This window comes from Bacillus sp. S/N-304-OC-R1 (assembly GCF_019749375.1).
GTDB lineage: Bacteria > Bacillota > Bacilli > Bacillales > Cytobacillaceae > Cytobacillus.
The window spans coordinates 400,787-419,263 of the sequence record NZ_JACWFE010000001.1 but is presented as its reverse complement, the minus strand read 5'-3'; the positions used below and the strand labels follow the sequence as shown (position 1 = coordinate 419,263).

General features: G+C 36.9%; 22 protein-coding genes. All 22 read left to right on the top strand.

The genetic code is table 11. The annotated features are described in order from the left end of the window. The first annotated feature begins 29 nt into the window (after nucleotides 1-29). The 22 genes from ftsY to dprA all read left to right on the top strand — a co-directional run bounded on the left by ftsY (nucleotide 30) and on the right by dprA (nucleotide 18,382). Entirely contained in the window at nucleotides 30-1,019 is a 990-nt protein-coding gene (gene ftsY, locus H0173_RS02060) for a signal recognition particle-docking protein FtsY (protein ID WP_221844250.1), read from the top strand. Between the two features lie 200 nt (nucleotides 1,020-1,219). Continuing rightward, nucleotides 1,220-3,604 (top strand): hypothetical protein, encoded by a 2,385-nt coding sequence (locus H0173_RS02055; protein ID WP_221844249.1) that lies wholly within the window; start codon nucleotides 1,220-1,222, stop codon nucleotides 3,602-3,604. After that, on the top strand, nucleotides 3,601-4,536 hold the full coding sequence (locus H0173_RS02050; protein ID WP_221844248.1) for an ABC transporter ATP-binding protein: 936 nt from the start codon (nucleotides 3,601-3,603) through the stop codon (nucleotides 4,534-4,536). The genes H0173_RS02055 and H0173_RS02050 overlap by 4 nt, the downstream gene beginning before the upstream one ends. Then, entirely contained in the window at nucleotides 4,533-5,378 is an 846-nt protein-coding gene (locus H0173_RS02045; protein ID WP_221844247.1) for an ABC transporter permease, read from the top strand. The genes H0173_RS02050 and H0173_RS02045 overlap by 4 nt, the downstream gene beginning before the upstream one ends. Before the next feature lie 20 nt (nucleotides 5,379-5,398). Further along, on the top strand, nucleotides 5,399-5,926 hold the full coding sequence (locus tag H0173_RS02040; RefSeq protein ID WP_221844246.1) for a hypothetical protein: 528 nt from the start codon (nucleotides 5,399-5,401) through the stop codon (nucleotides 5,924-5,926). Nucleotides 5,927-6,018: 92 nt separating this feature from the next. Continuing rightward, nucleotides 6,019-6,270: a hypothetical protein gene (locus tag H0173_RS02035; RefSeq protein WP_221844245.1), complete on the top strand. Its 252-nt coding sequence runs from the start codon at nucleotides 6,019-6,021 to the stop codon at nucleotides 6,268-6,270. Between the two features lie 139 nt (nucleotides 6,271-6,409). Continuing rightward, a complete protein-coding gene (locus tag H0173_RS02030) occupies nucleotides 6,410-6,742 on the top strand; it encodes a putative DNA-binding protein (protein ID WP_221844244.1) in 333 nt (110 codons plus the stop codon). 12 nt (nucleotides 6,743-6,754) lie between these two features. Beyond that, entirely contained in the window at nucleotides 6,755-8,107 is a 1,353-nt protein-coding gene (gene ffh / locus H0173_RS02025; protein WP_221844243.1) for a signal recognition particle protein, read from the top strand. Between the two features lie 96 nt (nucleotides 8,108-8,203). Next, nucleotides 8,204-8,476: a 30S ribosomal protein S16 gene (gene rpsP / locus H0173_RS02020; protein WP_151534178.1), complete on the top strand. Its 273-nt coding sequence runs from the start codon at nucleotides 8,204-8,206 to the stop codon at nucleotides 8,474-8,476. A gap of 12 nt (nucleotides 8,477-8,488) precedes the next feature. Further along, nucleotides 8,489-8,719 carry a KH domain-containing protein gene (locus H0173_RS02015; protein ID WP_221844242.1) on the top strand — a complete coding sequence of 77 codons (231 nt, stop codon included), beginning with the start codon at nucleotides 8,489-8,491 and terminating at the stop codon, nucleotides 8,717-8,719. A 168-nt stretch (nucleotides 8,720-8,887) separates the two neighbouring features. Further along, the gene (locus tag H0173_RS02010; RefSeq protein WP_221844241.1) at nucleotides 8,888-9,274 is read left to right on the top strand and encodes a YlqD family protein; all 387 of its coding nucleotides are present in this window, start codon (nucleotides 8,888-8,890) and stop codon (nucleotides 9,272-9,274) included. Nucleotides 9,275-9,286: 12 nt separating this feature from the next. After that, nucleotides 9,287-9,805, top strand: a complete 519-nt coding sequence (rimM, locus tag H0173_RS02005; RefSeq protein ID WP_221844240.1) for a ribosome maturation factor RimM — start codon at nucleotides 9,287-9,289, stop codon at nucleotides 9,803-9,805. After that, on the top strand, nucleotides 9,805-10,542 hold the full coding sequence (gene trmD / locus H0173_RS02000) for a tRNA (guanosine(37)-N1)-methyltransferase TrmD (RefSeq protein WP_221844792.1): 738 nt from the start codon (nucleotides 9,805-9,807) through the stop codon (nucleotides 10,540-10,542). The genes rimM and trmD overlap by 1 nt, the downstream gene beginning before the upstream one ends. Before the next feature lie 142 nt (nucleotides 10,543-10,684). Continuing rightward, nucleotides 10,685-11,029, top strand: coding sequence for a 50S ribosomal protein L19 (gene rplS, locus H0173_RS01995; RefSeq protein ID WP_221844789.1), 345 nt, complete (start codon nucleotides 10,685-10,687; stop codon nucleotides 11,027-11,029). Nucleotides 11,030-11,225: 196 nt separating this feature from the next. Next, complete coding sequence (gene lepB, locus H0173_RS01990; RefSeq protein WP_221844239.1) at nucleotides 11,226-11,777, top strand: signal peptidase I; 552 nt, start codon at nucleotides 11,226-11,228, stop codon at nucleotides 11,775-11,777. Nucleotides 11,778-11,807: 30 nt separating this feature from the next. Beyond that, complete coding sequence (gene ylqF / locus H0173_RS01985; RefSeq protein WP_221844238.1) at nucleotides 11,808-12,683, top strand: ribosome biogenesis GTPase YlqF; 876 nt, start codon at nucleotides 11,808-11,810, stop codon at nucleotides 12,681-12,683. Nucleotides 12,684-12,789: 106 nt separating this feature from the next. Further along, nucleotides 12,790-13,569 carry a ribonuclease HII gene (locus H0173_RS01980; protein ID WP_221844237.1) on the top strand — a complete coding sequence of 260 codons (780 nt, stop codon included), beginning with the start codon at nucleotides 12,790-12,792 and terminating at the stop codon, nucleotides 13,567-13,569. Between the two features lie 12 nt (nucleotides 13,570-13,581). After that, entirely contained in the window at nucleotides 13,582-14,892 is a 1,311-nt protein-coding gene (locus H0173_RS01975; protein WP_221844236.1) for a hypothetical protein, read from the top strand. After that, nucleotides 14,889-15,182, top strand: a complete 294-nt coding sequence (locus tag H0173_RS01970) for an EscU/YscU/HrcU family type III secretion system export apparatus switch protein (RefSeq protein ID WP_221844235.1) — start codon at nucleotides 14,889-14,891, stop codon at nucleotides 15,180-15,182. The genes H0173_RS01975 and H0173_RS01970 overlap by 4 nt, the downstream gene beginning before the upstream one ends. A gap of 97 nt (nucleotides 15,183-15,279) precedes the next feature. Beyond that, nucleotides 15,280-16,440: an ADP-forming succinate--CoA ligase subunit beta gene (gene sucC, locus H0173_RS01965; RefSeq protein WP_221844234.1), complete on the top strand. Its 1,161-nt coding sequence runs from the start codon at nucleotides 15,280-15,282 to the stop codon at nucleotides 16,438-16,440. A gap of 77 nt (nucleotides 16,441-16,517) precedes the next feature. Then, entirely contained in the window at nucleotides 16,518-17,420 is a 903-nt protein-coding gene (gene sucD, locus H0173_RS01960) for a succinate--CoA ligase subunit alpha (RefSeq protein WP_221844233.1), read from the top strand. Nucleotides 17,421-17,515: 95 nt separating this feature from the next. Continuing rightward, nucleotides 17,516-18,382, top strand: coding sequence for a DNA-processing protein DprA (gene dprA, locus H0173_RS01955; protein WP_221844232.1), 867 nt, complete (start codon nucleotides 17,516-17,518; stop codon nucleotides 18,380-18,382). Nucleotides 18,383-18,477: the final 95 nt, after the last annotated feature.

Genomic DNA, 18,477 nt, shown 5'->3' with positions numbered 1-18,477 from the left:
ATTATTATTTTTTATAGGAAGTGAGCCAGATGAGCTTTTTTAAAAAATTAAAAGAAAAACTAACGAAGCAGACAGATAGTGTTACTGAAAAATTTAAAGATGGATTAGCGAAAACAAGAAATAATTTTTCCAATAAAGTAAATGATCTTGTTGCAAGATATCGTAAAGTTGATGAAGATTTCTTTGAAGAACTTGAGGAAATTCTAATTCAGGCAGATGTCGGTTTTGATACCGTAATGGAGCTAGTGGAAGAATTAAAATCAGAGGTAAAGAGAAAAAATATACAAGATCCGAAGCAAGTACAAAGTGTTATTTCCGAAAAGCTAGTGGAAATTTATGAGGCAGGAGGTAACTCTTCAGCAGAGCTTAATATTCAGCAGGATTCCTTAACTGTCATTCTTTTTGTTGGTGTTAATGGGGTCGGGAAAACAACGACAATTGGGAAGTTAGGGCATAAATTCAAAAGCGAAGGTAAAAAAGTCTTAATGGCAGCGGGAGATACATTTAGGGCAGGAGCAATTGAACAGCTGGAAGTTTGGGGAGAAAGAGTTGGGGTCGATGTTATTAAGCAGGGGGCGGGATCTGACCCAGCTGCGGTTATGTTTGATGCAATTCAAGCAGCTAAATCACGTAATGCAGATATACTAATCTGTGATACAGCAGGACGTCTGCAAAACAAAGTCAATCTCATGAAAGAGCTTGAGAAAGTAAAACGGGTAATTGAGCGTGAAGTTCCTGGTGCGCCACATGAAGTTCTTCTCGTTCTTGATGCGACTACAGGACAAAATGCGATGATTCAAGCAAAAACATTTAAAGAAGCCACTAACGTTACCGGAATTGTTCTTACGAAGCTAGACGGTACGGCAAAAGGCGGAATTGTTCTTGCTATTAGAAATGAACTTGATATTCCTGTAAAATTTGTTGGCCTTGGTGAAAAAATGGATGATCTTCAGGAATTTAATGCAGAGCAGTATGTTTATGGACTATTTGCAGATTTGGTAGAAAATGAAGAAGAATAGAGGAAAAAAACAGCGGAAGTCATTTGCTCCGCTGTTTTTTTTTGCATATTTTAAAGAGGAAGCCCATACGATCTTCGTCTATAAAGTACGTCCATATTTTGCAGGTGAATAAACATATTTTACTATTTTTATAAATCTAGAAAACTATTTTCTATACTTTTCGTCTTAAAGGTTGGAAATGAATAGCTGGAGGAGATTTCATGAATAAAAGAATTAAGGCAGTCATTGGTTTTATCGTTAGCTTCATACTAGCTTTTGGCTGTTTTCTATCAACTGGACATGCAGAAACTAAAACTATACATATATCCATTGATGAGGGATTCAATGGGCGTGTAAAGATGGGGGAGGGTTTCCCTCTATCAATAAAATTTGAAAATAAAGGAGAAGCCTTCGCAGGAGATTTACTTATTAATTTTAATCCCTCTTGGAATATAGGGGGAGCTCTATCTGTACAAGTGGATTTGCCGCCTAATAGCACGAAAACATATCAAGTTTCTTTACCTGGAATAACAGATAATTATGCATCTTCATATCAAAATGTTCCAGCGATTCAACTTTTCAAAGGTGATTGGAGAAAAGGGGAAAATATTAAATTTAGCGGCGACGACAAGATAAAAACAAAATTTTTAGATATGGATGAAACTGTTATAGGAGTTTTGAGCGAAAACTATGACCGATTAAAGGAATTACGGGTACTTCCATTTACACAAATACAAATGCTGGAGCTGAAAAAAGAGCAGCTGCCAAAACAGGCTTTGGGTCTTGAGATGATTGATTATTTAGTTATTGATGAATACCCTCTCTCACAATTAGACAAAGATCAGCAGTTTGCTATTAAGGAATGGATTGAAAGAGGGGGTACTCTCATTGCTGGAGGTTCCCCGAGCGGAAGTCAATCATATGGTGAAATTTATTCTCTGCTCCCAATGCAAATGGAAAATGAAAAGAAGGTATCATCAAGCTTTTTAAATCAAATTAATTCAGCCAATAATCCTGGATTTTATGAAGTAAATGTGTTTACAGGCAAATTGCAAAAAGATGCAATTATTATTGATGGCAATGAATCGATGCCTTTTACTGCTAAAAGTAAAGTTGGAGAAGGGGCAATCCTCCAAACTGGTTTTTCTCTTGGTGATGAACCCATTTCTGGATGGAAAGGGTATAGTACTTGGTTTGCAGATTTTATTAATAAAGCTGAAAAAAACAATGCTTTTTCCGGTAGATATGGTCCTGATTTCTATGGTTCTCTTTATTGGGAATTCGTTGAAGCAAATGAATTCTTCCCTGCGAGTCAATTTTCGATTGCTCAGCTAATTGCACTATTGGGCGGTTATATTATCCTCATTGTCCCAATATTATATTTAGTTTTACGGAAAATAGACAAGAGGGAACACTCTTGGTGGATTATTCCTTCTTTAGCAGTTCTAATGGGGGCTGTAGTGTTTGGGATAGGGGCAAAAGATCGAATTTCACAGCCGCAGTTAAACCAGATGGGAATTTATAAGGCTTCGGAGGGACAGTTATCAGGTTTGCAAGCATCAACATTGCTTTCAAATAAAAGCGGAGAATATACCCTTTCTATTCCTAAAGAGTTTAAAGCCGTTCCTGGAGCACAGAATATGAAAGGATTTGACCCATTAAGAAGTACTGTATATGAAGAAAAGCGAAAATATACCGACGTTGTGTTTCCAAAGGTTGATTATTGGTCCTCAAAGACGATCTATGGAAAGGCAAGCCAAAAAACAGGTGGTAGTTTTATAACAAAACTGACATTAAAAAATAATCAATTAACAGGAAGTATTCAAAATGGGTTTCCGTATGATTTTGAAGAGGTTTTTATTTGGTCTGGAAACGAGAAAATTCCTTTAGGTTCCTTAAAAAAGGGTGAAACAATACAAGTAAATAAGGGGACAAAACAAGCTTTTTTAACAAAGCCAACAAGTCCAAGTGGTCTGAACTATTCATATCAGACGAAGGATATAAATAAAGTGCGGCGGGAACGATTGCAATATGCAGCTTCTAATTATATTTTAAACAACAATACTGAAAACGAGCCTATTATTGCTGGATACACGAAAAATCCAATATTGGATGTAAAAATGACCGGCAAAAAAGAGAAACAGGAAAATACTAGTTTAATCCTTGAATCATTTTTGGCTGAACAAGAGTTTTCAGGTCCATTTTCAATTAAAAATGACATGATGAGCTACCAGTTTCAAGTAATACGGGGCCATGTTTTTGAAAAAATGATAAATGGGTCAAATCAGGAAATGGCGATTGATGATGGAGAATATGACTATATTGTTCAGCTGCCAAATCAATTAATAGGCAAAACGATTAAGTTAGATGAGTTGACAATAAAGAAGATTAATCAAATGATTCAGTACTCTATTTATAATTACGAAAAGAATGAATGGATGCCTATCGACTTGGACAAAAAGGGGTTAACGTTAAATAAAGAGACGAATATACAGCAATATGTCTCCAATAAAGGCGAGATTACACTAAAGCTATTAAAAAATGCAAAGGGTGATCAATATGTTCAATTACCGGCGATCACTATAAAAGGGGAAGTGGCACCGTGATTGAAATTATTAATTTAACAAAAAGATATGGAAATTTCACTGCGCTTAATTCACTAAATTTGGAAATTGAAAAAGGTACGGTATTTGGGTTTGTTGGTCAAAATGGAGCTGGGAAATCTACAACCTTCTCCATTTTGGCTACTTTGCTGGCTCCTACTTCAGGGACCGCTTTTATTAATGGCTATAACATTCAAAAAGACCCAAAAATGGTTAGAAGACAGCTCGGTTATATGCCCGATTTCTTCGGTGTATACGATCAGCTGAAAACAGTTGAATATTTGCATTTCTACGGTGCAAGCTATGGAATTCCCGTTCATGAGAGAGAAAAGCTTATCCCGCAATTACTTGACCTCGTCAATCTATCTCATAAGCAAGATTCTTATGTCGATTTATTGTCAAGGGGAATGAAGCAGCGCTTATGTTTGGCTAGAAGTTTAATTCATGACCCGGAAGTGTTAATTCTTGATGAACCAGCTTCAGGACTGGATCCAAGAGCAAGAGTAGAGATGAGAGAAATATTAAAAGAATTAAAGACGATGGGAAAAACAATATTAATTTCTTCCCATATTCTCCCCGAACTTGCTGAGATGTGTGACACAATAGGCATTATTGATGGAGGACAGCTTGTTGCAGAAGGTTCAGTCGCTGATATCCAAGCACAGTTACAAGGCGAGAAACTAATAATTGTAAAAGTGTTCAGTGACATTGACAGGGCAATTGCTTTTTTTGAAGATGATCCCAATGTAACAAAGCTAAATTGCGGTGACGTGGAAAACTCTCTGCAATTTATCTATAAAGGCTCAATTCATGAACAGACTGATTTATTGAAAAAAGCTATCTTCAATAACATCGCAATTACTAGTTTTTCAGAAATAGAGACAGACCTTGAGGATGTATTTATGGAAATCACGAAAGGAGTGGAGCTGTCATGAAGAATTTTGTTATTAATCCTGTTTTAAATAAGGAGTTTAAGCTCCGTTTCCGATCATTTAAAAGTTTTCTTGGTGTTCTCTTTTACTTATTGGCATTAGGGCTAATAATTATAGGTTTTGTATTTATCGAATCAATTTCAAACAATCAAGGTTTTTTCAAGCCGGACCAAAGCCGTAACATTTTTATCATGCTTTCATTCCTTCAGCTTGCTTTAGTCCTGTTTATTACACCAGGACTTACTGCAGGTGTTATTAGCAGTGAACGAGAAAGGCAAACATTAAATATTATGCTGACAACTACGCAAAGCTCAGCAAGCATCATTTTAAGCAAGCTAATTTCCTCTATTTCTTACTTGCTATTATTAATTATTGCCAGCCTTCCTCTTTATAGTTTTGTCTTTCTATTTGGAGGTATATCACCTGGGCAAGTATTAATAACGATTGCGTTTTATATTTTCACGATGATTGCTTTCGGCAGTTTAGGAGTGCTATTTTCTACACTTATTAGAAAAACGATAGTATCCATGATTACAGCCTACGGAGTTACGCTCTTTTTAGCTGGCGGAACAGCCTTTTTGACAATAGTTCTAATGGAATTTTCCAATCGCTACGGAAACACAGGAACACCTTCAACGAACCCGCTGTCTTATTTCATAGCCATGTTGAGTCCACCTGTTATTTTGCTCAGTTCCTTTGAGCCGGAAGTTACAAGAGAAATAGAAAATAAATCGGGGATTGACTTTCCATTATGGGTTTCTTACTTGATATCCTATTCAATTATTATTATTGGTGCTGTCTTCATAAGTATTAAAAAACTTCGTCCCAATATGAAAAAGGGATGAGCCGATAGGAATGAATAACAATGGAAGATCGCAAACAATTTGAAAAGCTGTTAAAAACAGTTCAAATTCAGCTGCTTATAGAGCTTGTGTTAAAGGAGGTCCAGCTTCTGCTTATGTTTGCAGGAGCTATGGCTCTTTTACTGCTCGTTATGGCAAGAATGGTCATCATTCCTTATATTATTTATTATTTTGCCGGAATCATTTTTGCCTTGCTGATTTATTTTACTATTCGAATTTGGAGAAATCGTCCAAAGATACAGGATGCAGCTGCTATATATAATACCCATATCCCAGATGACCGAGTGATAACTGCATGCAGCTTTCTGCATTCTGATAGTATTGTCGCTACTCTACAACTTTCGGATGCGGTTAAAGTAATGAAAAAATCTCGTGAGTCCGTTAATAAACGGAAAAAGAAATTTATATATCCTAAATGGCTTCTGCTATTTCTTGTATTTACCGCTGTTAAGGAATTGGCAAAAAGGACTGGTGGAAATGAACTAGTGTCTGAAAAGGATACTTTCAGACCGTTAAAGAATAAAATATAAACAAACAGCAGATTAGCCAGTATCTTATTATTGCTGCTTTTTTACTTTTTTTTAGTGAAATTGCAATTCGCCGTTTTGGGCTGATCACTTTAATGAGCAGAATGATTTCAAGAAAACTGCCTAAAAAGGATGGTTTCATAAACTCAAAACCGCTAAAGTCTGGTTATGATAAACTAAAAGATCAAAAAGGCGAAGAAAGAATGGAAGAAAAAGTACTTCACAGTGAAAACATAACGACGCTTGAAAAAAAGAAACCGCAAAAAAGGAAATCTGAACAAGTATCACCTGAAGAACGTTCTGAAAGAATGAAAAGATTGCTCGAAGCAAAGAATCGAAAAAATTAAGTAATCAGCATTTCTTGTTGATTATATATGCAGTGGATTTTCCTGCATTTTAGATTGTAAAGTTATTATCTTGACATATTCAATTGAGCTAGGTAAACTATGGTTGTAAAGGCTTTTCACTTAACAAGGGGGAGTAGGGATGTTAGAAAAGACAACGAGAATGAACTATCTGTATGATTTTTATCAATCGTTGTTGACTCCTAAGCAGCGAAGCTATATGTCCCTTTATTACCTGGATGATTTTTCGCTTGGAGAAATTGCCGAGGAGTACGATGTTAGCCGTCAAGCTGTTTACGATAACATTAAACGTACAGAGGCAATGCTTGAAGAGTACGAAGAAAAGCTGTTATTATTTCAAAAATTTCAAGAGAGAAGCAAGCTAATTGCTGCCATAAAGGACATCATGAAAGTCAGTCCGGAAATGAGCGAGACAATGGGTACGATTATTGCTGACCTTGAGAAATTAGATTAGGAGGCGGCAACATTGGCATTTGAAGGATTAGCCGACCGACTGCAGAATACAATCCAGAAGATCCGCGGCAAGGGGAAAGTTAATGAGGCGGATGTAAAAGAAATGATGCGAGAAGTGCGTCTTGCTTTATTAGAAGCGGACGTTAACTTTAAGGTCGTCAAAGATTTTGTTAAAAAAGTGAGTGAAAGAGCTGTCGGCCAAGAAGTATTAAAAAGCTTAACACCAGGACAGCAGGTTGTAAAAGTAGTTAAAGAAGAATTAACTGACTTAATGGGTGGAGAGCAAAGCAAGATTGCCGTAGCAAACCGTCCCCCAACTGTCATTATGATGGTTGGTTTACAAGGTGCCGGTAAAACAACGACAACTGGTAAGCTAGCTAACTTACTGCGTAAAAAATACAACCGCAGTCCGTTGCTTGTTGCAGCTGATATTTATCGTCCTGCAGCGATTAAACAGCTTGAAACGCTAGGAAAACAGCTTAGTATGCCTGTGTTCTCATTAGGCGATCAAGTGAGTCCTGTTGAAATCACGAGACAAGCGATTGCAAAGGCGAAGGAAGACCATCATGACTATGTCTTGATCGATACAGCTGGGCGATTGCATGTGGATGAAGCCTTAATGGATGAGCTCAAGCAAATTAAAGAATTGTCCAAACCAGATGAAATCTTCCTCGTTGTCGATGCGATGACAGGTCAAGACGCCGTTAACGTGGCACAAAGCTTTAATGATTTGCTTGGTTTAACAGGTGTTGTATTAACAAAGCTTGATGGAGATACTCGCGGAGGAGCAGCTTTATCCATTCGCTCTGTTACAAATACTCCAATTAAATTTGTCGGTCTAGGTGAAAAAATGGATGCGCTTGAGCCTTTCCATCCAGAAAGAATGGCTTCAAGAATCCTAGGCATGGGTGATGTCTTAACCCTTATTGAAAAAGCTCAGGCAAATGTAGATGAGGAAAAGGCAAAAGAGCTTCAGGAGAAGTTTCGTACAGCCAGCTTTACATTTGACGACTTTCTTGATCAATTAGGTCAGGTACGTAAAATGGGGCCGTTAGAGGACCTATTAAAAATGATGCCAGGCGCTAATAAAATTAAGGGCTTAAACAATCTTCAAATTGATGAAAAACAAATTAAACATGTCGAAGCGATTATTCAATCGATGACAAAGGAAGAAAAAATTCATCCTGAAACGATTAATGCTAGTCGCAGAAGACGAATTGCAAAAGGAAGCGGCAGAACAGTTCCTGAAGTTAACCGCCTTCTAAAGCAATTTGAGGACATGAAAAAAATGATGAAACAAATGTCAGGAATGCAGCAAAAAGGGAAGAAAAAAGGCGGATTTAAGTTTCCGTTTAATCCATTTTAACTTTTTTTTGTGCTGTAAAGAAAAAACCCTTTACAAACATACAAAATATCTGATATTATACTATCTTGTGTGAAACTATTCGGAGGTGCTTTAAAAATGGCAGTAAAAATTCGTTTAAAACGTATGGGAGCAAAGAAAACTCCTTTCTATCGTATCGTAGTAGCTGATTCTCGTTCTCCACGTGATGGACGTTTCATTGAAACAGTTGGAACTTACAATCCAGTAGCTGAACCAGCTATCGTTGATATTAATGAAGAGCTTGCTCTTAAATGGCTTCAAACAGGTGCAAAACCATCTGACACAGTTCGTAACCTTTTCTCTAAACAAGGCATTATGGAGAAATTCCATAACGCTAAAAACGGTAAGTAATAATCGATTAAGATGAAAGAGCTTATCGAAACGATTATTAAGCCCCTTGTTGATTTTCCGGATGAAGTGCATATCAATGTGCATGAAGAAGAAAACCGCGTAACCTATCAGCTTTCTGTCAACAAGAATGACATGGGGAAAGTAATTGGGAAGCAAGGGCGCGTTGCGAAAGCGATACGAACAGTTGTATATGCAGCAGGTTCGTCTCAGCAGAAAAAAGTTTTTCTAGAAATCAGTGAATAATCCTTATTATGAGGTATTATAGCTGAAACATACGAAAGCATTGGCAGCTTGCTTCCGATGCTTTGTTGAAAAAAGGAGGGGAACGGTCCCCTCCTTTTTTCCAATTTCTTATCTTCGGTCACTTAAATGGAACTATAATGCACGATTAAGCCTTAGGAGGCAAAAGGAATGAAAATACTTCAATCTGTCGTGGTTAAACAAGTTCTTACAGAAAACAGCAAAAGTGTTCTATTAAAAAAATATCAAAATCAGAAGCAACAGCTGCAAAAGGAATGTGATCAGCTGAGATTTGAATTAAAAAGACAGGAAAAAACTAATACATTTCAGACAGTCAATTTAAAGAAACAATTTGAAAAAGAATTACAAGGACGCAAGGAAAAGATTAAGCTTATAGATTTTCAAATGGAACAATTACATATACTACCGCTAGGAAGCGAGTTAAAGGAAAAAGAAGTAACAGCGATCATAGATGTAGAAGTTGGAGATCGCTGGGAAGATATTCAAAATGGGAGAACGATTATTATAAGAGATGGGATTGTCGATGACATCCGGTAGAGGTGAAGAAATATGGAAAAATGGTTTAATGTAGGAAAAATAGTGAATACTCATGGCGTCAGAGGTGAAGTAAGAATTATCTCAAAGACTGACTTTGCTGATGAGCGATATAAAACAGGAAATAAACTATTTTTATTTATGCCTGAATCAAAAGTGCCAACTGAATTAATTGTTAAATCGCATCGTACGCATAAAAATTTTGATTTAGTTACTTTTGAAGGCTACGATAATATAAATCAAGTTGAAATCATGAAGGGCGGCATTTTGAAGGTTAATGAAGGTCAGCTCGGTTCGTTAGACGAGGATGAATACTATTATCATGAAATTATTGGCTGCCTAGCTAAAACAGTATCTGGTGAAGAACTAGGAAAGATCACTGAAATTCTCTCCCCTGGAGCAAATGATGTATGGGTTATTAAAGGGAAGGGCGGAAAGGAAATATTAATTCCATATATTGAAGATGTAGTAAAAGGAGTAAGTATCGAAGAAAAAACGGTCATAATTGATCCAATTGAAGGATTGCTATCATGATGAAAATTGATGTTTTAACCCTTTTTCCTGAAATGTTTTCTGGAGTTTTTGGACACTCAATTTTGAAAAAAGCAGCTGAAAATAATGCAGTCCAATATAATGTCGTTAACTTTAGGGATTACTCCGATAATAAGCACCAAACCGTTGATGACTATCCTTATGGCGGTGGTGCGGGAATGGTTTTAAAGCCACAGCCGATTTTTGATGCTGTTGCTGATTTGCGTGATAGAGCGCAGTCTTCACCAAGGGTAATTCTGCTTTGTCCCCAAGGTGAACGGTACAATCAGAAAAAAGCCGAGGAACTTGCAGAATTAGACCATCTAATTTTTATTTGCGGTCATTATGAGGGCTATGACGAGAGAATTCGGGAGCACATTGTGACTGATGAAATTTCAATTGGTGATTTTGTACTTACTGGAGGAGAACTTGGGGCAATGGTAATCATTGATAGTGTTGTCCGATTACTTCCTGGAGTTCTCGGAAATGAAGAGTCTCATCGCAGAGACTCGTTCAGTACAGGCTTACTAGAGCATCCTCATTATACTCGTCCCGCGGATTTCAGGGGAATGAAAGTGCCTGAAGTGCTTACTTCCGGAAATCATCGTTTAATAGATGAATGGCGAACGAAAGAATCATTAAGAAGGACATATTTGCGCAGGCCAGATCTATTGGAACATATACAATTGACCGACCTTCAAAAAAAATGGCTGAAAGAAATTAAAAATGAACAGAAATAGCATTGAAGTTCATTGTTTATTATGATAAAATATTTTTTGTGACTTAGGCTGGACTTATTCAGTTTTTTGTCTTATAAAGATGTTCCGCTGCAATTAGTAGAATAGAATGTGCATGAGCGTCTGTTGGAAGGAGTTGAAAACGATGCATAAATTAATCGAAGAAATCACTAAAGAACAACTTCGTACTGATGTTCCTGCTTTCCGTCCTGGTGATACTGTACGTGTACACGTAAGTATTGTTGAGGGTACTCGTGAGCGTATTCAGGTGTACGAAGGAGTTGTGATTAAGCGTCGTGGTGGTGGAATTAGCGAGACTTTCACAGTTCGTAAGATCTCTTACGGTGTAGGTGTTGAGCGTACATTCCCTGTTCACACACCAAAGATTGCGAAGCTTGAAGTTATCCGCCGCGGTAAAGTACGCCGTGCGAAACTTTACTACCTACGTAATCTACGTGGTAAAAAAGCTCGTATTAAAGAAATTCGATAATCAAAGTAAAAGGAAGGAGCTTGTCGATACAAGCTCCTTTTTCTTGATATGAAAAATTTTCCCGATTAATAATATTACATAAGTGTTAAATAATAATGAAATAAGCGTACAACTGTTCAATTGGATATAATTTTTTGTACAATAAATACGTTAAAACAGTTGTTTGATTTTTACATACAGATTGGTGGGGAAATAAATGAAAAAAAATAAAAATGAATTATGGGAATGGTCCAAGGCTTTAGTTATTGCAGTATTATTGGCAGCAGTTATTAGATACTTTTTATTTGCTCCAATTGTCGTTGATGGATTATCAATGATGCCTACGTTACATGATAAAGATCGTATGATAGTAAATAAGTTCAGTTATAAAATTGGAAAACCAAAACGGTTCGATATCATTGTTTTCCACGCACCTGAAAATAAAGATTATATTAAAAGAGTAATTGGCCTTCCTGGAGACCGAATTGAGTATAAGGATGATGTACTATATATTAACGGTAAGGCCTATGATGAACCATATTTAGATGAATATAAAAAACAATACTTTGATGGACCGCTTACTGAATCATTTACACTTAAAGAAAAAATTGGCCGTGACACTGTTCCGGAAGGTCAACTTTTTGTGATGGGGGATAACAGACGATACAGTAAAGATAGCCGCCATATTGGAACTGTGCCAATGGAGAAGGTACTAGGCAATACGGGTATCATTTATTGGCCAATTGAAGATATTCGAATTGTAAAATAAACTGCAATTCATTTTGAAAGAGGTATACTTATGACGATTCAATGGTTTCCCGGGCATATGGCTAAAGCTCGGAGAGAAGTGACAGAAAAGCTTAAGCTTGTAGATATTATTTTTGAACTTGTGGATGCACGAATACCTTATTCTTCACGAAATCCGATGATAGATGAAATTATTCAGCATAAACCGCGCCTTATCCTGCTAAACAAAGCAGATATGGCTGATAAAGAAGTAACAAAACAATGGATTAAGTATTTTCATGATCGAGGAATGAGAGCGCTCGCTATCAACTCACAGGCGGGACAAGGAATGAAGGAAATTGTGGCTGCCTCACAGGATATTCTTAAAGAAAAATTTGATCGAATGAAAGCTAAAGGAATAAAGCCAAGGGCTATTCGAGCGATGATTGTTGGGATTCCAAATGCAGGTAAGTCAACATTAATTAATCGATTAGCGAAAAAAAATATTGCGAAGACAGGAAATACTCCCGGAGTTACGAAATCCCAGCAATGGATTAAAGTCGGCAAAGAGTTGGAGCTGCTTGATACTCCAGGTATTCTATGGCCAAAATTTGAAGATCAAGAGGTTGGATTAAAGCTGGCTCTAACGGGAGCAATTAAGGACACGATCTTAAATTTGCAGGATATTGCCATTTATGCATTAAGATTCCTTGAAAATAAATACCCTGATCGAATGAGGGAACGTTATAAAATAGAACAAATCCCAGAAGATATTGTTGAATTATTTAATGAAATCGGCAAACTTCGCGGCTGCTTAATGAGCGGTGGACAAATCGATTATGATAAAGTGACTGAATTGGTCATAAGAGAATTTAGAACAGAAAAATGGGGACCTATATCATTAGAACAGCCCGCTGACTTAATTGAGAATAATAATGAAGAATCATAAACCATTTTAACGATAAACACTTAGTAAGGCCTTCTTTAATCAAGAGGGCTTTAATTTTTTTACGGATATGCCGATACTTAGATTATGGAAATAAAGGGGAAACATCATGGAACAACTTAAGATCCGAGAAATTGAAGAGAGACTCGCCATAGAAACAGATCCCAATAGCCATTTCGCGAAAGAACTGGAAAAAGATGAACGAAAAGGAGTACAGCAGCTATTAAAAAAGTGGCATAACAAACGAAAGCTTGAAGCAATAGCATTAGAAAAACATATTCAAATGACGAGCTATGAAATAAAGTATCGTTCAAAAGGATACTTACATATTGCAGGAATAGATGAGGTTGGGCGAGGCCCATTAGCTGGTCCTGTCGTATCTGCAGCAGTCATCCTGCCTAATGATTTTTATTTGCCCGGACTTGATGATTCCAAGAAGCTCTCTGAACAAAAACGAAGTGAATATTATGAGATCATTATAAACAAAGCGATAGACTTTCATATTGGAATAATTAATGTTGAAGAGATAGATCAGATTAATATTTTTGAGGCCTCTAAAAAAGCAATGCTTACTGCCATTGCAGGATTAAAAGTACAGCCGGATTTTCTTCTCATAGACGCTGTAAAACTAAACACACCCTATCCGTATGAAGCAATCATTAAAGGTGATGGAAAAAGTATATCGATCGCGGCTGCATCAATTATTGCCAAGGTGACTCGAGATCGAATGATGTGTAAATTAGGAGAGAAATATCAGGAGTATGGATTTTCCACTAATATGGGATATGGGACTAAAGAGCATTTGGCGGCGATTCAGACTCATGGGATCACTCCTCATCACCGCAAAAGCTTTGCCCCAGTGAAGGACTACATAGCAATAGAGAAATAAGAAGGTGATACGTTGCAGCCTTTAAATTTTGTTCAAACAGTACTCAATCAACAGCAATTAAATGGAAATCTTGCATTTGCATTAAGACCAGGACAGATTGTCAGCGGGCAAGTAACAAAGCTTTATCCCAATCAGGTTGCTGAAGTTTTAATCGGATCCAATAAGGTTATTGCCCAGCTTGAGACACCATTATCGATTCAGGAGCGTCACTGGTTTCAAGTTCAATCAGGGGAAGGCAAAGTACATTTGAAAGTGTTAGAGGCAAACGAAGGAACCGAAACAGTCATGCGCACTGAAAATGTGCTAAAAGCGCTTTCGCTTCCAAATTCAAAGGAAAATGCACTCTTACTGGAATTTATGCAAACTAAACAGCTTCCTATTACAAAGGAGACAATGCATACAGCGGCTGATTGGCTGAAAGGAAAACCTCTAAAAGAGGGCTTAAACGTGATTGAGGTTACATTAAACAAAGAATTGCCCTTTACAAAAAGTATTTTAAATTCAATCCGCACGATAATTGAAGATGAACCCATTTCTTCGATAATTGATAGACTTAAAACCGTATTAAAGAACAGTGATCAGCATGAGGCAAAACGGTTAATTTCAATGATAGACCCGCTTATCAAACTTGATAGCAAAACTGAATCTGATCAAACAAAAAATATCCAAGCCACGAATTCAAAAATAATCCTGGAAGAATTAAAGAATGTTATTAGAAAAATTGGATATTCCTATGAAAATGAAACTTTTAAACTATTAAAAGAGCAAGATGGAGTAGAAATAAATAAAATAGAGTCCCTTAAACCGCATTTAATACGCCTATTAAGCGAGGAAGTATCTGCCCCGGTACGAGAAGCTTCCGAAAAACTAATGAATAAAATAACAGGATACCAAGTACTCTCACAAGAAGCTGGTCCAATACAGCATTTAGTTTTTCAAGTTCCACTAGCCGTTTGGGGGAATGGTACCGATTTAACCATGCAATGGAGTGGAAGAAAAAATGATAACGGCAAGATTGATCCGAATTTTTGCCGGATTTTATTTTATTTGAGTCTAGAGCACATAAAGGATACGATTGTAGATTTACATGTGCAGAATAGAGTAATCTCGATTTCTGTTCTAAATCACAGGGAAGATCTAAAGGAGATTGCCAATTTATTTATTCCAAATTTAAAAAAAGCCTTAGAAGAATTAAATTATCATCTTTCCTCAGTAAACTTTGAAAAACCGTCAGATAGAAAAATATCAAAAACGGATGTGAACAAAAAACAATCTAATTATAAACTTCCAAATAATTATAGTGGAGTTGATTTCCGGATATGAGCAATCAAATTAAACAGCTTCGTAAAGAAGCCGTCGCTCTAACTTATGATAAAACCGGCGGTGCTGCACCTTATGTTTCTGCAAAAGGAAAGGGATTAATTGCGGATAGTATACTTGCTAAAGCGAAGGAGCATGATATACCTGTCCAAGAAGACCCATCTTTAGTAGAGCTTCTGGGAAAATTAAACATTAATGAGCAAATTCCGGAAGAGCTATACGGTGCAGTAGCGGAAGTATTTGCCTTTATTTACAAAGCGGACCAAGAAGCGGGAAAAATTACACCAAAATAACGTTAATTATTCCTCAATAAAGGTGGACAAGGCAAGTCTCATTATATAAAATGATATCGCAGTCTATTTTTACGAAGAGAACGATAGGAGGATGGAAATGAATATACATGAGTATCAAGGGAAAGAGGTCCTCAGAAAATATGGGGTATCTGTTCCTAACGGAATCGTCGCTTTCACAGTTGAAGAAGCAGTAGAGGCCGCAAAAAAATTAGGCACACAAGTTTGTGTTGTTAAAGCACAAATCCATGCTGGAGGCCGTGGTAAAGCTGGCGGTGTAAAGGTAGCGAAAAATTTAGATGAAGTACGTACATATGCGAACGAAATTTTAGGAAAAACTCTTGTTACGCATCAAACAGGTCCTGAAGGTAAAGAAGTTAAACGTCTTCTTATCGAAGAAGGTTGTGACATCAAGAAGGAATACTATATTGGTTTAGTATTAGACCGTGCAACTTCTCGCGTAGTATTAATGGCATCTGAAGAAGGCGGAACTGAAATTGAAGAAGTAGCTGAAAAAACGCCGGAAAAAATCTTCAAAGAAGAAATCGATCCAGTTGTTGGTTTAACAGCTTACCAAGCTCGCCGTATTGCATTTAACATTAATATTCCAAAAGAGCTTGTAAATCAAGCAGTTAAGTTCATGATGGGCTTATATACTGCTTATATTGAAAAAGATTGTTCAATCGCTGAAATTAACCCGCTAGTTGTAACTGGTGATGGCAAGGTTATGGCATTGGATGCTAAGTTAAACTTTGATAGCAATGCTATCTACCGTCAAAAAGATATTTTAGAATATCGTGACCTTGATGAAGAAGATGCAAAAGAAATCGAAGCATCTAAATACGATTTAAGCTATATTTCTCTAGATGGAAATATTGGCTGCATGGTTAACGGTGCTGGACTGGCTATGGCAACTATGGATATCGTTAAACATTACGGAGGAGATCCTGCTAACTTCCTTGATGTTGGTGGCGGTGCTACAGCAGAGAAAGTTACTGAAGCATTCAAAATCATCCTTTCTGATAAAAACGTAAAAGGTATTTTTGTTAATATCTTTGGCGGAATAATGAAATGTGATGTAATCGCAACAGGTGTAGTGGAAGCTGCGAAACAAGTTGGATTGAACGTGCCTTTAGTTGTTCGTTTAGAAGGTACAAATGTTGATTTAGGTAAGAAGATTCTTGCTGAGTCAGACATTGAAATTATTGCAGCTGAATCTATGGCTGATGGCGCACAAAAAATCGTTTCATTAGTAGGTTAAATTAATTTGGTATGCCATCTGAATAGGTATAAATACTTGATTTAGTTGGTAACCTGAAACCAGAAAGGGGAATAATCGTGAGTGTTTTTATTAACAAAGATACAAAAGTAATTGTTCAAGGGATCACAGGTTCAACTGCCCTTTTCCATACAAAACAAATGTTAGAATACGGAACAAAAATTGTTGGAGGAACAACTCCTGGTAAAGGCGGCTCTGAAGTAGAAGGCTTACCAGTATTTAATACTGTTTCTGAAGCTGTTAAAGCTACTGGAGCAAATGCCTCTGTTATTTATGTTCCTGCACCATTTGCAGCAGATGCTATTCTAGAAGCGGTTGATGCTGAGTTAGATCTTGTAATTTGTATTACTGAGCATATTCCTGTATTAGATATGGTTAAAGTGAAACGCTATATGGAAGGCAAGAAAACACGCCTAGTTGGTCCAAACTGCCCAGGTGTTATCACTCCTGAAGAATGTAAAATTGGTATTATGCCAGGATATATTCATACAAAAGGCCATGTTGGAGTTGTATCACGTTCTGGAACTCTAACTTATGAAGCAGTTCATCAGTTAACACAAGCTGGTATCGGCCAATCTACTGCTGTTGGTATTGGTGGAGACCCAGTTAACGGAACTAACTTCATCGATGTTCTTAAAGCTTTCAATGAAGATCCAGAAACATATGCTGTAATTATGATCGGTGAAATCGGCGGTACAGCTGAAGAAGAGGCTGCAGAATGGGTTAAAGCTAATATGACTAAGCCTGTAGTAGGCTTTATCGGCGGACGTACTGCACCTCCAGGAAAGCGTATGGGACATGCTGGTGCCATCATTTCTGGCGGTAAGGGAACTGCTGATGAAAAGATCCGCGTAATGAACGAATGCGGAATCGAAGTAGCTGCAACACCTTCTGTAATGGGAGAAACATTAATTAAAGTTCTTAAAGAAAAAGGACTTTATGACAAGTGTAAAACTCATTAATTCAATAAATAATATATCATTAATTTTTTGCAGACCCCCCCTTTTATAGGGGGGCTATTCTGCATTCATAATATATTTGAATAAGGGGGATTAAAATGGATGATTTTAAGCTGAAATTAACCCATTTGCATCACTGTAGGGGAATCGGCTGGAAAACAATTTTAAATATTTTAAAGGCTGATCCTGAACTTCGCAGGCTTTATCAACTCAGTATAAACGATTCTTTCCAAACAACTACCACGTTATCTTCTTCCACACTTCATGACCTTCACTCCAATTTATTACTCGAAAAAATTCATCACTATCACAATCAGAACGTTCACATTATTACCGTATTTGATGAAGATTATCCAGTATTATTAAAGGAAACCTATCAGCCGCCATGGGTTTTATATGCAAAGGGAGATATTTCGTTATTAAGAAATAAATTGAAACTTGCTGTAGTCGGCTCAAGACAGTGTAACCAATATGGCAATGAGGCCATACAAAGCTTATTTCCAAAATTAATAGAAAATGGTGTTGTTATCGTAAGTGGATTAGCAGCAGGGATTGATACGATTGCCCATCAAACGGCAATTAGATTAGGTGGAAAAACTATTGGAGTCATTGCTGGCGGCTTGAACCATATTTATCCTGAGTCTAACAAAGCGCTTTCGTTAGATATGATGAAAAATCATTTAATAATTTCTGAGTATCCACCTCATACAAAACCAGAAAGATGGCAATTTCCATTGAGAAATAGAATTATTAGCGGCATGAGTAATGGTACCTTTATTGTTCAAGCTAAAAAGAAAAGCGGATCATTAATAACTGCTAACTACGCAGTTCAAGAAGGAAGGGAAGTTTTTGCTCTTCCAGGAAATATGTTTAGTCCTTACTCAATTGGAACAAATGAGCTTATTCAGCAAGGAGCGAAATTAGTTCAAACACCAGATGATATACTAGAAGAATTAACATATTAAACAAATATGTATTTTTTTGAAAAAATTGTTGTATAATTCTAAAAAATGAATCACTATGTTTTAAGAAAATGATTTCCTAGAAAAATGGAACTATT

Coding starts and splice junctions, on each gene's coding strand:
- H0173_RS01970 (WP_221844235.1), top strand. CDS start 14,889: ATGAGCAATCAAATTAAACAGCTTCGTAAAGAAGCCGTCGCTCTAACT.
- H0173_RS01980 (WP_221844237.1), top strand. CDS start 12,790: ATGGAACAACTTAAGATCCGAGAAATTGAAGAGAGACTCGCCATAGAA.
- sucC (WP_221844234.1), top strand. CDS start 15,280: ATGAATATACATGAGTATCAAGGGAAAGAGGTCCTCAGAAAATATGGG.
- H0173_RS02055 (WP_221844249.1), top strand. CDS start 1,220: ATGAATAAAAGAATTAAGGCAGTCATTGGTTTTATCGTTAGCTTCATA.
- ftsY (WP_221844250.1), top strand. CDS start 30: ATGAGCTTTTTTAAAAAATTAAAAGAAAAACTAACGAAGCAGACAGAT.
- ylqF (WP_221844238.1), top strand. CDS start 11,808: ATGACGATTCAATGGTTTCCCGGGCATATGGCTAAAGCTCGGAGAGAA.
- trmD (WP_221844792.1), top strand. CDS start 9,805: ATGAAAATTGATGTTTTAACCCTTTTTCCTGAAATGTTTTCTGGAGTT.
- H0173_RS02015 (WP_221844242.1), top strand. CDS start 8,489: ATGAAAGAGCTTATCGAAACGATTATTAAGCCCCTTGTTGATTTTCCG.
- H0173_RS02045 (WP_221844247.1), top strand. CDS start 4,533: ATGAAGAATTTTGTTATTAATCCTGTTTTAAATAAGGAGTTTAAGCTC.
- dprA (WP_221844232.1), top strand. CDS start 17,516: ATGGATGATTTTAAGCTGAAATTAACCCATTTGCATCACTGTAGGGGA.
- H0173_RS02010 (WP_221844241.1), top strand. CDS start 8,888: ATGAAAATACTTCAATCTGTCGTGGTTAAACAAGTTCTTACAGAAAAC.
- rplS (WP_221844789.1), top strand. CDS start 10,685: ATGCATAAATTAATCGAAGAAATCACTAAAGAACAACTTCGTACTGAT.
- rimM (WP_221844240.1), top strand. CDS start 9,287: ATGGAAAAATGGTTTAATGTAGGAAAAATAGTGAATACTCATGGCGTC.
- H0173_RS02030 (WP_221844244.1), top strand. CDS start 6,410: ATGTTAGAAAAGACAACGAGAATGAACTATCTGTATGATTTTTATCAA.
- H0173_RS02040 (WP_221844246.1), top strand. CDS start 5,399: ATGGAAGATCGCAAACAATTTGAAAAGCTGTTAAAAACAGTTCAAATT.
- H0173_RS02035 (WP_221844245.1), top strand. CDS start 6,019: ATGAGCAGAATGATTTCAAGAAAACTGCCTAAAAAGGATGGTTTCATA.
- rpsP (WP_151534178.1), top strand. CDS start 8,204: ATGGCAGTAAAAATTCGTTTAAAACGTATGGGAGCAAAGAAAACTCCT.
- lepB (WP_221844239.1), top strand. CDS start 11,226: ATGAAAAAAAATAAAAATGAATTATGGGAATGGTCCAAGGCTTTAGTT.